This is a genomic window from Rhodococcus aetherivorans, assembly GCF_025722975.1.
Lineage (GTDB): Bacteria > Actinomycetota > Actinomycetes > Mycobacteriales > Mycobacteriaceae > Rhodococcus > Rhodococcus aetherivorans.
The window spans coordinates 161,613-176,379 of sequence record NZ_CP106984.1 but is presented as its reverse complement, the minus strand read 5'-3'; the positions used below and the strand labels follow the sequence as shown (position 1 = coordinate 176,379).

Below are 14,767 nucleotides of genomic sequence, written 5' to 3'. Positions count from 1 at the left end.
GTACCGGGATTCCCGGATGTGGTGGTGGTAGCGGATCACGCGGTGACAACAAGATCGCCCGACGGTACGAAGGCGTCGCAGTAGAAGTTGTCCGGTGCCAAACCGGCCTCGTGGACGAAATCCTCGCGTGCCGCAGAGGTCATTGCGGGACTTCCGCATGCATAGACCTCGTGGCCGCTGAGGTCCGCATAATCCTCGAGCACAGCTCGATGAACGAGACCCGTGCGACCGGTCCAGTCCTCGGCGGGATGCGACAGGACCGGAGTGAAGCAAACCCGATCCGAAACCGAGGCCCACTTCTCGGGCAACTCGGGCAGGTAGATGTCCTCTTGCCGTCGTGCACCCCAGTAGAGATGCAACGACCGCTCTCCCCCGCGTTTGAGGTGGTCCTCGACGATCGACTTCACCGGGGCGAAGCCGGTGCCGCTGGCGACGAAGATGACGGGCCTGTCCGAGTCGGGGTTCAACGAGAACTCGCCGTAGGGCAGCTCGATTCTCAGTTTGCTTCCCTTCTCGAGCGTGCGAAGCACCTCCTCGGAGAATCGTCCACCCTGCACGTGACGAATGTGCAATTGCACTCCGTCGTTCTCGTGCGGCGGATTCGCCATCGAATAGTTCCGGCTGTCCCCGTCGTCGAGAAAAACCTTGAGGTACTGACCCGCGGCGAACTTCGCACGCACTCCGGTGGGCAGACGCAGCTGCACGACCGCAACATCGGGTGTCGGGCGAGTGATTCGGTGGACCTTCGCAGTGAGTTGCTTACGTACCACCTTGTCTCGTTCGGTGATCCGCTTCGGTGTGATGTCGACGTCCGTGGTGGGCTGCGCCTGACAGAACAGCACTCCGTTTTCGGGGCCTTGCGCCGTTCCCCGGCCGCGCACCGCGAGGCTGCCGGAATCGAGCGCACCTTCACAACTCGAACACACGCCTTTGCGGCACGAGTACGGGATCGCGTATCCCGCGCGTTCCGCCGCGTCGAGCACACTCTCGTCGGGCTCGCACGGAAAATTGATGTCCGATCCCGTGACGGTTACCTGGTAGGTCATGACGTGACTCCTGCGGTTACGTGTGATGAGGCGCCGACCAGCCGCACCGCCGCGACAACGGCGTCCGCATCGGCTGTTCCCTTGCCGGCGATGTCGAACCCGGCGCCGTGCCCGACACTGGAGAACCGCACGCCGGCGCCGATCGTCATCGCGGCTGCGGTGCGTCCGGCGAGGAGTTTGACGGGAATATGGCCCTGGTCGTGGTACATGGCGACGAACGCGTCGAAGCTGGTATCGCCGAGCATGAGGTCGGCTCCGACCGGTCCGCAGGCGTCGATCCCTGCGGCGCGCAGCCGCTCGACCGCAGGCGCTGTCACCCGCAGATCGTCGTCGCCGAACAGGCCGCCTTCTCCGGCATGCGGATTGATACCGAACACGCCGATACGCGGGGACGCGATGCCCTGGTCCTGAAGAGTCTGCACCACAGCGTGCGCTGCCCTGTACACCAGCTCCGGTGTGAGGCGCCCGAGCGCATCTTTCAATGATTCGTGCAAGGTGGCGTGCACGATGCGCAGGCCGGCACCGACGAGCATCAGGAAAACCTCGTCCCGTCGCGCGCCGACGAGTTCGGCCAGCATGCCTGGATATCCGTTGAAAGAGATACCGGCGGCGTTGATCGCGGTTTCCGAGTGCGGGCACGCGACGATGCCGCGGGCTCCACCGCCCTGCAGGCAGCGCACCGCGCGTTCGAGGTACGCCACGGTCGCCGTCCCAGCTTCTGCGCTCACCCGGCCCGGAGCGAACGCTCCGGGGGGCAACGAGTCGACGGGGAGCATGTCGACCACACCGGCGAGGGGTGCGCGGTGGCCGTCGACCGTCTCGCGGAGCGTCATGCCGGCCTGGTGGGCGAGCGATTCGATGACATGTCGATCGCCCACCAGGACCGGATTGAATGCGGGATGTTCCTGTGCTGCCACGACGGCTTTCACCGCGATTTCGGGGCCGATTCCGTTCGGGTCGCCGATTGTGAGCAGGACCCGCGGCGGGGACCCGTTCATAGTGGGAGCGCCAGCAAGGTATCGATGTTGGTGCTGTCGCACACCACGACCCGTTCGGCAATCTTCAACTGGCCGTCGACCTCCACGTACCGGTCGACATATCGCCCGCTGGTGAAGATGTCGGATTGGCCGTCACGCATCACCCGCACCACCAGGAAACTGGTTTCGGCATGGATACCGTCGCCGTTCTCGTCCAGCACCAGGGGCTGGCCCAGGATATGACGGTAGGTGTGTCGCTCGTAGATGTTGGCTTCGCGCAGTGCCGATACGCGGTCGACGAGCATGCGGCGAGTGTTGGCCCATACCAGTCCTGCGGGCAGGCCCTCGCTGTAGTTCTGCGCGGTGGTGATCCGGTACATGCAGTCCTCGACGAAAAAGTCCGGCCAACGCTCGAGCGGGCCCTCGTCGATGCAACGGGAGTAGTCGGCCTGCACACGGCCGATTCGCTGGAAGTCGTTCATGCTCATGCCTCTTCTTGTCGGTTCATCGCGGTCCGGTATGCCTTCCAGAAGCCGCGTACCGATGCTTCGGTGACACGGCTCTCGCTGGATTCGGCCAGACTTCCTCCCATTTCGAGCACTGCAGACTCGCTTGCTGCACCTGCGATTCCGCGTTGCACGAAACCTCCGACGCAGCCGTCCTCCATCGAGATGTAACCTGCGGGGCCCACCAGGTTGGACTGCTTGAGACGGATCTCCCGCTGCTCGGGCGTGTCTTCTTCGAATCCGAGATATGTCCAGTTCAAGCGGGTTTGCTCGACTCCGGTCGGGAGGATCTGGCGCACGGCCACGGAGTTCTGGATCTGTTGCAGCACGAAACCCGGGAAGACGGAGAGGATCTGCAGCGTCGTATCGTCGCCGACCTCGCTGAACCCCTGGAGCAGCGACGGATCGGCCAGTTTGTAGGCGCTTTCGGATCGGATGTTCTGGTCGGCGTAGGCGACGTCCTTCTCGGCGTCTCGGTCGATCGCCGAGTAACTGACGTGGTGGCCGCCGCTCTCGTCGACGATGATCCCGCCGCGCTGCGACAGGCGGTTGAGTTCGAAGGTGGTGAAGAACAGGTGCAGGATGCTGGCGTGGTAGGAGTCCTTGACGTTCTCTACGTACAGCTTCCAGTTGTTGGGAAGCACCTGCGTGAAGCGTCCGATGATCTCGGGCGTACGGCCACTGAGGACCCGGGCGATCCGGCTCGTGATCTCTTCGCCGAGATACTCTTCGATGTCCGGCACGTCATCGGAAAAGCTTCCGAAGACCAGGCCGTGGAGGACGGCGATGCGCATCTTGCGCGGGCCGTGATCCTCCATGCAGAACGAATCAGGCATTCCCCCTTTGCCTTTGATTCCGTCTTTGAAGGCGACGCCGGTCAGATCGCCCTGCAGGTTGTAGCTCCAGGCGTGGTAGACGCAGGTGAAATCCTTCGTGTTCCCGCGGTCGTCCAGTGCCAGGAGGGCACCTCGGTGGGCACAGCGGTTCTCGAATCCGTAGAGCTCCCCGTCGCGATCACGTGCCACGATCACCGGCGTCTCGCCGACGAAGGTCGAGCAGTAGTCTCCCGGGCCGGCCACCTCTGCCTCGAGGCACAGGTAGCTCCAATACGGCCCCTGGAACAGCTTGGTCTGCTCGGCGGCGTAGACATCCTGGTCCTGGAACACCCGATACGGCACTCGGGTGAGGTCGTCGGTCCACTCCACCGGGGTCTCGCGGCCTGTGTCGACAACGCTGCTTTCCATTATTTCTCCTCAGTCTGGACAACCAGTCGGGACATCAGAGAACTCGCTCGCTTGGGCTTGACACACCCCGCGCTTGTTCGTATAACGAACAGATGAGCAATTCTCGAACAATTAAGCAGGACGCCCAAGAAAGTGTCAAGAGTTCTTCCCGCGCCCCCGAAGGAATGGCCGGATTGGCGAAGGGTCTGGCGGTCATCGAAGCCTTCGACATCCGCCACCCACAACTGACCGTCACCGATGCCGCACAGCGGACCAACACCTCTCGCGCCGCGGCACGGCGCTGCCTGCTCACCCTCGTCGAGCTCGGCTACCTGACCCACGACAACGGAAACTTCCGCCCGACACCGAGAATGCTCCGTCTCAGCGGCGCCTATCTGGACACCGCGCCGCTCCCGCAACTCGCCCAGCCGCAATTGACCGAGGCTCGCGATGCGTTGGACGAATCGGTATCGCTCGCTGTTCTCGAAGACGGGTGGGCCCTGTTCGTCGCCCGCGCCGAGGCCACCCGGATCGTGTCGACCGGAGTCCGGGTCGGCGCCAAACTGCCCGCCCACAACTCGGCAACCGGTCGAGTACTGCTGGCAGGACTGACCGATACGCAACTGGACGACTATCTCCGACAGTGCAACCTCCAGACACGCACACCCCAGACGCTGACCGATATCGATGCCGTCAGGGAACGGATTCTGGCAGCAAGGGAGAGCGGCATGGCGTATACCGACGAAGAAATCGAACGCGGCATGCTGTCGATAGCCGTACCGGTCCGAACCGCCCGCGGTGAAACCGTGGCGGCCATGAGTGTCAGTGCATCCACTGCCAGAACCACCCTCCACGACCTCCAGAAAGCGGCCGTGCCCGTACTGAACGAGTACGCCGGAAGGCTCGGCCGGCTTCTGTGAGATCCCTCGAAGGGTGCACCCGGGCGCGACATCCGTGCGCGAACCGAGCGCGAAACGATCACTGCACCCTGCAGGCGTGCCTCCGGAAGAACACCGACATCAAGGATGCGACGACCGATCCATGGAATCAGGTCTTGATGCGGTCCTGAACACCTCAAGAAGACATGCGCGAGGGCGGTTCGCAGGGCCCTCAAAGGGTGCGAGGTCGACAAGTATGAGAACTTCTACCCGCGAACAACAGTGCCCACGTGCACGGACAGCTGGTCGCACTATCGGCGCTTCGGCGCTGGCGACAGGTCTCCAGGACCGGCAGGCCGGACGTCATCGACGTCCGGCCTGACAGTCCTGCGAGGGCAACGAGGCACTCGCGGGGATAGCCGATCTCGCCGCGGTGATTGGTACGGAATCCGAGTGCACGGTCGACGATTCCGCTCCGCACGCGGTAGTCGGCGCCCGCGGGGTCAGCACATCGGCTGGTGGAACGATTCGATCGATCATCGCTGCAGCGACCATCCGGTCGCCGCAGCTTCCACCCCGCCCGAAGAATGGACGAGCGCTCGTCAGGGCCGCCGAGGTGTGTTCGCGGCCGGAAGAAAGGCGCTGGAAGTCTCACCGATCGCGTCGTCCAGGAAGTTAGATCCGATACCGGAATCGAGGGACGCGATAGCCCCTGCCGATGCGGCACCGTCGACGCATGGTTCGAGAAGTTCTTCGGCAACGAGCATGCCCGGTTGCAGCAACCGCAGGCCCTGCAATGGATAGTGCGAGTGCGGGTGGTCCGTCCCGTGATCTGAAAACGTGGGAAGGCGGACACCCGACTCCTCGCAGCATCCCGCTACGTCAAGCGTCGAGGACCAGCGTGGGTGTGCGAGAACGTCCGACACAGATCATCATCGTCTGGCCCTTGTCTCGGTCTGCCTGAGAGAGGATCGAATCGTGATGTTCGGGAACTCCGTCGAGCACGCGGGTTTCGCAGGACCCGCAGAATCCGTCCTCGCAGGAGTACAGGATGTTCGGGTTCGCTTCGAGAACGACTTCGAGCAGGGTGCGGTCTGCAGGCACCTTCAACGTGCACCCGGTCCGGCGCAGTTCGACCTCGAATTCGGTGGGCGACTGCCCCTCCGATGCGTCGGCAGCCTCGGAGGAATCGACCTCCACGACAGGGGCACCGAACCGCTCGAAATGAATTGCTTCGTCACCGAGCGCCGGACCACACACCGATTTCACCGCCTGCAGTAGACCTTCGGGGCCACAGCAGTACACGGCGGTGCCGGCCGGAACGTCGGCCACGGCGCCTGCCAGGTCGAGGTTTCCGAATTCGTCTGCAGGACAGACGTCTACTTCGCCGAGTCCGCAAATCTCTTCCACGAATGCCATCGTGGCGCGGCTGCGGCCGCCGTAGAGCGCGGACCAGCTGGCGTTCTCCCGTGACAGTTTCCGTGCCATCGAAAGAATGGGAGTGATTCCGATTCCTCCGGCGATCAGGAGGTAGTGAGGTGCAGGCTCGAGGGCGAAGTGGTTGCGGGGTCCCCGCACCGCGAGGAGGTCCCCCACCCGGACACTGTCGTGGATTTCCTTCGACCCGCCGTGTCCTTGCTCTTCTTTGAGAACGGCGATCCGGTAGGCAGTCTTGTCCTCGGGGTCACCACACAGGCTGTACTGCCGAACGGTCCCGGAGGGCAGCACGAGGTCGATATGTGCTCCGGGCTCCCATTCGTCGAGGGCGGCCCCCTCCGGGTGCTCGAGGGTCAGCGACAACACGCCGTCGGATTCGAGTCGTTGTTGCCGGACCACGAGGCGGCTGGTCTCTTGTGTCATTGTCAGATCCTTGGGGTCGAGAGAACTGGCGCGTAAGCACCCGGGGTGCGGTATCCCCCTTTGAGAACGTCGACGAAGGCGGTGGCGAGAGAGACCTGGGTGAGGGACACCAGCATGTCGAGTTCCATCCGCAGTACTGCCATCGCTTCGGCGCCTTGCGGGCTGTCCCAGTCCTGTTGGTCGATCAGGACACCGGCGAGCAGGTTGCCCGATTCGCGGGCTGCTTCGGCCATGGCGGTGGCGAAGCCGATGGGGACCTGGGGCAGTACCGAACCGATGAGAATGACCATGTCCGATTCGGTGACCAATTCGTCGATACGACGCACCACCGTGGCCTCGGCGTTGATGTCGCGTACGGCCGCCTCGGCGGGCGAGTGCGCGGTGACGACGTCGACATCGGTCAACCCCGCCCGAGCCATCTGCTCGACCAGGTCGTCACCGGACTTCCCCAGTGGCACCAGCAGTATTCGAGCTACGTAGGACAGCCGGCGGGGTGTCGTCTCGCTCATGACAGCGTTCCTCGTTTCTGAGTGTTCGGGCGGCGCAACTGTGGACGGATCACGACGTGAGGACTCACCGGCCCCTGTCCGGTGGCCATCCGCCCCAACATGTCGTCGACCTCGTCGAGGCCGACGTCGACGGAGGGCACGATCTCCAATCCGGATCGGCCGCCGGCGAGAAGTTCGATGCTGCGTGTGACTGCGTCAGGAGAGCGGCCTCGGACACCGACGATGGTGTTGGCGCCGCGCACCAGAGATTTGAGATCGAGTTCGCAGACCGGCGTCGACCCCAGTCCGCCGATGACCAGCCGGCCCCGCTTGCGCAACGCACGGGCGGCGGCGGCCACGGCCTGTCCTCCGAGTCCTACGGTGTCGAGGAGTACATCGGCTCCCTCACCGCCGGTGGCTCGCAGGATCAGTTCGGCAAGGTCGTCGTTGTCGTTGATCACCGGCACCGCACCGAGCGATTCGGCGATCTCGAGGCGCCCGGCCGACTCCGGTACCCCGATCACGACGATGCGGGCGGCACCGACAGCCCGGGCTGCGGCTACTGCGGAGATACCGTGGTAGCCGGGGCCGATGATCACGACCGTCGACCCCTCCTCGGCGCCGCCGGCATCGACCGTCCAATCCAGCGCGTTGGCGAAGGGTTGTGTCCACGCTGCGAGGTCCGCATCGAGTTCCGCCGGTAGGCGGTACACGAGGCTGTTTGCGCTGAGCTGCATGTATTCGGCGTTGCCGCCGTGCAGACCGGACCCGTCGTTCGCCGGGACCAGACCTACTCGCCGCTTTCCTACGAACAGATCGGTCTGGGGGCACATGCGGTGATCACCGATGCGGCACGCCGGGCAGTCCTGCTGCATACACGGCAGGTACTCCTCCAGCGCGACCCGGTCGCCGGGCCGCACGTCCCATGCGGCGGACTGGGTCCGATCCACCGAGACGACGGTCCCGACGACGTGATGGCCGAGCACTGTGGGCGAGTCCAGTCCGGCCCGATAGAGACCGACATCGGTTCCGCACACCGCGGAGGATTCGACTTCGAGCCAGCCCACGGCACCGACGGCTGCGCTGGTGTCGAGGTGGCGGATGGTCGTGGTTGTGTCGGGCATCGACACCGCGGCGCGGACCATCGTCGGCGGGCCGGCTAACGAGGGTGTCGATGCGGTGTCGATGTCGGCTCTATTGGTCACGACGGATTCCTTGTTTCTTGTTGCCGGAGTGGTCAGATGGAGACGAAGTCTTCGCCTTCGACCATGCGGAGTGCGTCCTCTGCACCTTCCTGGAAGGGCGTTGCCTTCGGCAGCAGGACCGAGGTCGACCGCACACGCTGGTGTTCGGGCTGCAGGCCGGGCAGGGTTTCCGCTTCGAGTTCCTCGAGGGCGGCGAGCAGTCGGCGGCGGGCCAAGATGATGCCGGCGTCGGAAGTTCCGAGGCGTTCCTTGGTGCGATCGCAGATTGCTCCCATCGATTCCTGCAGGGAGAAGTCCTGGGCGGCGATGCCCTCGATGCCGGAGAACGTCTTCTTCTGCTTCTGGGCCTCGCGGTCCATCAGATAGTCGTTGTCCTTGTTCGCCAGCGTCCGGTAGGTCCCGGGGATGTACTTGGCGTGGATTCCGTCTCCGTTGCGCATCGACGCGAGTTCGTCCTCGCGCAGCTCCCGGGTGGGGTGGTAGTTGATGCTCCACGCCCAGCACGTCTCGTCGTCGATGGGCACCCAGGCGTGCCCGCCGAGCGGATTGTGGGTGCCGAACGGGGGAATGATGGTGTACCAGGGCATGATCCACTGGGTGATCCGCCAGTAGTACTCGTCGTCGTTGGCGTTGCGGCGAGCACCGATGACCAGACCGCCGTCGCTCTCGGCGACCTCGAACTTGGGGCGGGTGTCGGCCTTGAGGTACTTGTTGCCCTCGGTCCCCGAGTGCATCGGGTCGTCGTCGAGGTTGAATCGGTGGGCGAACGAGACGTGGCTCGAGTCGATGCCGCCCTCCATTGCCTGCAGGTAGTTCGTCTCCTGCAGTCGCTTCGAGACGAATCGGTGGCCGTCGCCGAGCATGGCCCATTCGAGTTCGGGGAGTTCGGGCTTGAGCTCGGGCGGACCCATGTACGTCCAGATCACGCCGCCGCGCTCGACACACGGGTATGCCTTCTGCTTGATCCGGGACTTGAACTTCGAGTCCTCCGGTTCGGACGGCATGTCGACGCAGTTGCCCTCGACGTCGTACTTCCAGCCGTGGTATGCGCAGCGCAGGCCGCAGTCCTCGTTGCGGCCGAAGTACAGCGAGGCGGTGCGGTGACTGCAGAACTCGTCGAGCAGTCCGAGCCTGCCCTGGGTGTCGCGGAATGCGATCAGTTGCTCGCCGAGCAGCTTGACCCGGACCGGGGCGCAGTCCGGCTCCGGCAACTCCTCCGCCAGCAACGCCGGGATCCAGTACCGGCGGAAAAGCCGGCCCATGGGCGTATCGGGGCCCGTCTGAACCAGCAGAGTGTTCTGGTCTTGCGTCAGCATGGCAGTCCTTTCGACCTTCAACGACTGATTGCGTCCGAATAGCGCGCACGTGCGCGGAAATTGATCGGTGGGAGCACTGTGGCACACGTCGCTTCGCACCGTCAACCATGGGCGGCCTTACTTTTCGCCCTAAGACCCCTGGTACTCGCTGTTTCTGTCGCCGGGACACGCGATGGATCACCACCGGCGAAGGTGCGCACGCCACCGTGGAAGGTCCGAAAAGAACGCGCATATGCGCGCACATCGGACTCCACTACACTCGCGGTCGTGGGATCGAAGAAGCCCACTCAGTGAGGGCACCGGAGAGGGAACAGATGACGCGAGCCAATAGCGCGGTGGACGCCATGCCGACGTCGACCCCCGTGCGGCCGGCCCGCCCGAAGGACGCGGTCCAATCACTCGAACGCGCCATCGCAGTGCTGACCACCTTCGACCGCGAGCATCGCCACCTCACACTGACCGAGGTGGCAGAGCGGTGCCGACTCCCTCGCTCGGCGGCGCGCCGATTCCTGCACACCCTCGTCGAACTCGGATTCGTCGAGGTCTCCGGCCGCAAGTTCACCCTGACACCGCAGGTACTCGAGCTGGGCTATGCCAACCTGTCGAGGTTCACCCTCGCCGACGTGTGCCAGCCACACCTCGAGGCACTTGCGCGAAACCTGCGTCTCTCCGCGTCCGTCACAGTGCTCGACGGTCCGGACATCCGGTACGTCAGCAGAGTGGAGGTTGCGTCCGGCATGTCGGTGTCCTTGAAGGCGGGCAGCCGATTGCCCGCCCATCGGACAGCGACCGGACGGGTGCTGCTGGCCGCACTTCCCGAAGCCGAACTGAACCGGCATCTCGACTTCTCGGCTCCCCAGGACCCGCACCCGGCGCCCGCCCACGACGAGCGCAGTCGACTCGAGCGCGAATTGGACATCATCCGCCGCCAGGGCTGGGCCTTCGCCGACCAGGTTCTCGATGTCGGAGTGCAAGCGTTGGCCGTGCCGCTGCGCTCCCGAACCGGCCGCGTCGTCGGCGCACTCACCGTGTCGATGTACCAAACGCACGAATCCGCGCGCACCCTGGTTCCGCGGTACCTTCCCCCACTCCTCGAAACCGCCGGTCGAATCTCCCTGGAACTGCGCGCCGGAATCGACGTCTGAGCGCATCCCATGCCGCGAGGACGCGCACGTCCACCCGTCGCCGAACACCCACGGCGTGCTCCGCGGCCTCCCGTCACATGTCGCCACGCTTCGATGGCCCACGAGAGTCGGGGACGCGGCGAGGTAGGTGCCACACCCTAGGACGTGCGACACTTGCGTCCGAAGATAGGTTTCTTGAACGCTATGCGGACGCTTTGCGCTGAGATCGTGCGCACCGTCGCGCAGCGATAGGACTGTCGATGGAGTGCCTGTAGTGAACAACCGCAATTCCCGAGCACTACTGCCGTTGCTGACGGCAGCCATGGCGATCGGCCCACTGCTGACCTACGGCCTGAGCGCGACGAGCGCGCTGGTCATCGACTCGCTCGGCATCACCGCGGCGCAGTTCGGAATGCTCGCCACGCTCAGCTTCCTGGCGGCGGCTGCCCTGTCCCTGACCTTCGGGCGATTCAGCGACCGCTTCCCCGCTCGCGCACTGCTCGTCACGATCTTCGCGGGCGCCGCACTCTCGTTCGTCATCGCGGCGCTGTCGACGAACTACCTGTGGCTACTCGCAGCCATGGCCTTGTCCGGGGCTGCACAGGCCCTGTCGAATCCCGTCACCAACCGCGTGATCAGCGATAATGCCCCACCGGCCAAACGCTCTCCCTGGATCGGAGTGAAGCAGTCCGGGGTGCAGGTCAGCCAACTCGCCGCCGGAGTCGGATGCCCCACCCTGGCACTTGCCTGGGGATGGCGAGGCCCACTATGGGTCGGCGCGGCCATCGCGGGCATCTCGGCCCTCTGGGCCTGGCGTTGCGCACCGTCCCGGAACCGTTCCCAACGGCCGGCGAGCGCCCCCGAGCGTGCCGCACCCTCCTCCGACCGCACCGAGCGCCGCACCCTGCCTCCGGCCGTCTGGCTGTTCGCCGCCTACGCCTTGTTCTCCGGCGCCGCCCTTCAGGCCACCAACGTCTATCTTCCGTTGTTCGCGCACGACGAAATGGGATTGAACCTGACCGTGGCCGGGCTGACCGCCGCGATCGCCGGCCTGATCGGTGTCACCGCGCGAATCGGCTGGGGCCGCGCGCTTTCCGGAAGAACCGGCCCCTTCACCCTGCTACTGGTCCTCGCATCGGGCTCCCTGCTCGGCGCACTCGCCCTGCTCGGTGCCGAACTCTGGGGATGGCTTGCCCTCCTGTGGATCGGCGTCGGCGTGCACGGTGCGACCGCCCTCGCAGCCAATGTGGTGTTGATGGCCGGTGCGCTCCGCGTGGTTCGGACCAGCACCGTAGGCCGCGCCTCGAGCGCCATCGCAGTCGGGATGTATCTCGGATTCGCCGGCGGGCCCGCTCTGATGGGCCTGCTGACCGATCACACCGGCGGATTCGCGACCGGCTGGTCTGCGGCGGCAGCGCTGTACGCAGTATGCGTCGCGCTCGGCCTCTGGGGGATCCGCACTTCTCACGCCCCCACTCGATCGGCAGCATCACACGAAGTAGATAGGTTGAGCCTGTGAGCGAGAACGAAGCAACCACGACGACCCCGGAGCAGAACCGCGATCACGTTCAAGCTCTCGGCCGGGGGCTCGAGGTACTCAAACTGTTCGGGCGAGAACGTCGCCCCCTGTCGGTCACCGAAGTCGCGACCCTCGCCGGTATCACCCGCACCGCGGCCCGGCGCTTCGTGCTGACACTCGAGTACATGGGCTATCTGTCCTACGACGGCACCGCCTACACCGCCCGCCCCGCGATACTCGAGATCGGCGACGCCTACGTCCTGAGCAGCGGACTTCCCGAGATCGTCCGGCCCCACCTCGAACGCCTGGCCGAGCAGACGCAGGAGACGGCCTCGCTCACCGTGCTGCATCACGACAGGATCTTCTATGTCGACCGGGTCCAGGCCGACCGGGTCCTCACGGTCGAAATCGTGGTCGGGACGAGTCTGCCGGCCTACGCCGTCGCCACCGGTCGTGTACTCCTGGCCGACCGCACCGATGCCGAACTCGACGCCTATCTGGCTAGCGTGGACACCCACAGTTACACCGCGGCCACCACGATCGACACCGACGAACTACGCGAGAAGATTCTCGCCGCACGCAACGAGGGATGGTCGCTGGCGGATGAGGAACTCACCGAGGGAGTGCGGTCGATCGCCGTGCCCGTTCGCGACGCCGAAGGCTACGCAGTCGCTGCTCTCAACGTCTCCGCCCAGTCCTCGCGGGTATCACTCGATCACATGCGGGGATCGATCCTCACCGCTCTGCGCACTGCGGCCGAGCAGATCCGCGAGGAGCTCGCAGCCGTGTGAGGGCCCTGTCCGGTGATCGCGGTCGTCATCGGGACAGCGCCCTGCGCGCCGCGTGATCGACGGATCGAGCGGCGATCACACGATCCGGCCGGTGGGAGCCTCTGCAGACCGGGCCAGCGAGCTAAATGCGTCCGAATAGCGCGCAATTGCTCCACAAACGGACGCAAACATTGTGTGAACGCGATCACCTTGATAAAACAGGTGCAGCGCTCGACCGGTCGAAGGTGACCCACCCTGAACTTTCCGCGACATACCCCCTCGTGACGTTCACAGTCCCTTCCACACCTCGACTGCACCAACGCTATTCGACCGACGGCAGCGATCCTCTCCCCCGAGAACCCGGGTAGCAGCAACCCAACCCGAGACCCCCTTATCGCGCCGAGACCAGACAGGAAACCCCTCGTGCAGACGATTTCCACATCACCTGATCAACAGGCACGCAACCGATATCGGTGGGTCGTGCTCGTGCTCTGCTGGCTCGCCTTCACCATGACCTCCGTCGATCGCTCCACCTGGGGCCCGGCATCGGTGTTCGTCGGCGAGGACCTCGGCGTACCACTGGCCAGCCTCGGCGTGTTCGCCACCGCGTACTACATCGGCTACGTCTGCTCCAACGCCCTCACCGGGGTGCTCTCCGACCGGTTCGGTGGCCGCGAGGTGGTCACCGTCTCACTCGCCGGCGCAGGCGTGTTCATGATGATCTTCGGATCGACCACCTCCGCGGTCATCGGCATCGGCGTGCAAGCAGTCGTCGGCTTCTTCGCCGGCGCGGATTACGCCGCAGGCGTCAAGCTCCTGGCAAGCTGGTTCCAGCCCAAGGAACTCGGCAAGGTCATGGGACTGTTCACCTCCGCGACCTCGCTCGGCACCGTCATCGCCAACACCGCCGTCCCGTGGATGATCAACCACTACAGCTGGCACGCCTCCTACCACCTTTTCGGTGCCATCTCGATCGTCACGGCGGTCATCTGTTACGTGATCATCCGGCCGGGACCGGTCACCAACACGATCGCTACCGCAGGCGACGGCAAGCGCCCCTCCGCCTGGAAGACCCTGACCACCAACCGCGATCTCATGCTGCTCTCCCTCGCCGGATTCGGCGGGTTCTGGGGCACATACGGATTCGTCACCTGGTCCAACGCCCTGCTCATCAAGGGACACGGCGTTTCCGGCACCACCGCCGGGTTCATCGTGGCGATCTTCGCGGGCGTGGCGGTCGTCAGTAAACCCCTCACCGGAATACTCGGCGACCGGATAGGCAGCGCCCGAAAGCCCGCGATCGTCATTCTCGCGCTGTTCTCCGTCATCCTGATCTTCTTCGGAACGCTGGACAACGTCCCTGCGCTCCTCATCGCAGCACCCATCCTCGGTCTGGTCGGTTACGGATACCTGCCCCTGATCGTCGCAATGATCCCCCGCCTGGTCTCGAGCGAGGTCACCGGCACAGCCGCCGGCGCATCCAACGCCTTCTGGCAGATCGCCAGCACCCTCGTCCCCCTCGCCATCGGCGCGGTCTTCTCCGCCACCGGCTCGTTCCTGGCAGCGTTCGCAGCCCTCGCCGTCGGACCGATGATCGGCGCAGTGATCCTGTACTTCGTCGACGAGAACGGCGGAAAGACCACCGTCGCCGACACAGAACCGGTCACTCCCGACACCATCACCTCCTGAGACCCACAACCAACGACACGGCGGCCTCCCTCCGGAGACCGCCGTGTCGTTGGTTGTGCAGCACACCTGGGCGCAACTACCCGCGCCGGTCCGGAAGGTCTTGTGACACAACGCCACATACAAACCCGGTCCGGAGCCACGCAACAGACGTAGTCCTCTGCGCACC

13 protein-coding genes are annotated in these 14,767 nt (G+C 64.9%); 5 read left to right on the top strand and 8 right to left on the bottom strand.

The window, feature by feature from the left end:
- Window positions 1-35 precede the first annotated feature (35 nt).
- Genes OCS65_RS29255 through OCS65_RS29240 form a run of 4 tightly spaced genes read right to left on the bottom strand, consistent with a single transcriptional unit; the run spans window position 36 to window position 3,773 of the window.
- Entirely contained in the window at window positions 36-1,046 is a 1,011-nt protein-coding gene (locus OCS65_RS29255; RefSeq protein ID WP_088898935.1) for a 2Fe-2S iron-sulfur cluster-binding protein, read from the bottom strand.
- Window positions 1,043-2,044, bottom strand: coding sequence for a PdxA family dehydrogenase (locus tag OCS65_RS29250; protein WP_088898936.1), 1,002 nt, complete (start codon window positions 2,042-2,044; stop codon window positions 1,043-1,045). Before OCS65_RS29250 ends, OCS65_RS29255 begins: the two co-directional genes overlap by 4 nt.
- Window positions 2,041-2,511, bottom strand: coding sequence for an aromatic-ring-hydroxylating dioxygenase subunit beta (locus OCS65_RS29245; RefSeq protein WP_006552196.1), 471 nt, complete (start codon window positions 2,509-2,511; stop codon window positions 2,041-2,043). Before OCS65_RS29245 ends, OCS65_RS29250 begins: the two co-directional genes overlap by 4 nt.
- Window positions 2,508-3,773 (bottom strand): aromatic ring-hydroxylating dioxygenase subunit alpha, encoded by a 1,266-nt coding sequence (locus OCS65_RS29240; protein ID WP_088898937.1) that lies wholly within the window; start codon window positions 3,771-3,773, stop codon window positions 2,508-2,510. Before OCS65_RS29240 ends, OCS65_RS29245 begins: the two co-directional genes overlap by 4 nt.
- Before the next feature lie 164 nt (window positions 3,774-3,937).
- Between OCS65_RS29240 and OCS65_RS29235 the strand changes: the two genes are divergently transcribed.
- On the top strand, window positions 3,938-4,672 hold the full coding sequence (locus tag OCS65_RS29235) for an IclR family transcriptional regulator domain-containing protein (protein WP_088898938.1): 735 nt from the start codon (window positions 3,938-3,940) through the stop codon (window positions 4,670-4,672).
- Between the two features lie 840 nt (window positions 4,673-5,512).
- Here OCS65_RS29235 and OCS65_RS29230 read toward each other — a convergent pair.
- The 4 genes from OCS65_RS29230 to OCS65_RS29215 are packed head-to-tail and all read right to left on the bottom strand — an operon-like array spanning window position 5,513 to window position 9,499.
- Window positions 5,513-6,490: a PDR/VanB family oxidoreductase gene (locus OCS65_RS29230; RefSeq protein ID WP_263510539.1), complete on the bottom strand. Its 978-nt coding sequence runs from the start codon at window positions 6,488-6,490 to the stop codon at window positions 5,513-5,515.
- Between the two features lie 2 nt (window positions 6,491-6,492).
- Entirely contained in the window at window positions 6,493-6,999 is a 507-nt protein-coding gene (locus tag OCS65_RS29225) for a hypothetical protein (protein ID WP_186455408.1), read from the bottom strand.
- Window positions 6,996-8,183, bottom strand: a complete 1,188-nt coding sequence (locus OCS65_RS29220) for a zinc-dependent alcohol dehydrogenase (protein ID WP_263510538.1) — start codon at window positions 8,181-8,183, stop codon at window positions 6,996-6,998. Before OCS65_RS29220 ends, OCS65_RS29225 begins: the two co-directional genes overlap by 4 nt.
- A gap of 32 nt (window positions 8,184-8,215) precedes the next feature.
- Window positions 8,216-9,499: an aromatic ring-hydroxylating dioxygenase subunit alpha gene (locus OCS65_RS29215; RefSeq protein ID WP_006552202.1), complete on the bottom strand. Its 1,284-nt coding sequence runs from the start codon at window positions 9,497-9,499 to the stop codon at window positions 8,216-8,218.
- A gap of 314 nt (window positions 9,500-9,813) precedes the next feature.
- On the opposite strand from OCS65_RS29215, the gene OCS65_RS29210 reads away from it, so the two are divergent.
- The 4 genes from OCS65_RS29210 (at window position 9,814) to OCS65_RS29195 (ending at window position 14,601) form a co-directional block, all read left to right on the top strand.
- Window positions 9,814-10,644: an IclR family transcriptional regulator domain-containing protein gene (locus OCS65_RS29210; protein WP_263510537.1), complete on the top strand. Its 831-nt coding sequence runs from the start codon at window positions 9,814-9,816 to the stop codon at window positions 10,642-10,644.
- Window positions 10,645-10,897: 253 nt separating this feature from the next.
- The gene (locus tag OCS65_RS29205; RefSeq protein ID WP_088898941.1) at window positions 10,898-12,142 is read left to right on the top strand and encodes an MFS transporter; all 1,245 of its coding nucleotides are present in this window, start codon (window positions 10,898-10,900) and stop codon (window positions 12,140-12,142) included.
- Window positions 12,139-12,933 carry an IclR family transcriptional regulator domain-containing protein gene (locus OCS65_RS29200; protein ID WP_088898942.1) on the top strand — a complete coding sequence of 265 codons (795 nt, stop codon included), beginning with the start codon at window positions 12,139-12,141 and terminating at the stop codon, window positions 12,931-12,933. The genes OCS65_RS29205 and OCS65_RS29200 overlap by 4 nt, the downstream gene beginning before the upstream one ends.
- A gap of 459 nt (window positions 12,934-13,392) precedes the next feature.
- Window positions 13,393-14,601 carry an MFS transporter gene (locus tag OCS65_RS29195; protein WP_253250132.1) on the top strand — a complete coding sequence of 403 codons (1,209 nt, stop codon included), beginning with the start codon at window positions 13,393-13,395 and terminating at the stop codon, window positions 14,599-14,601.
- Window positions 14,602-14,767 lie beyond the last annotated feature (166 nt).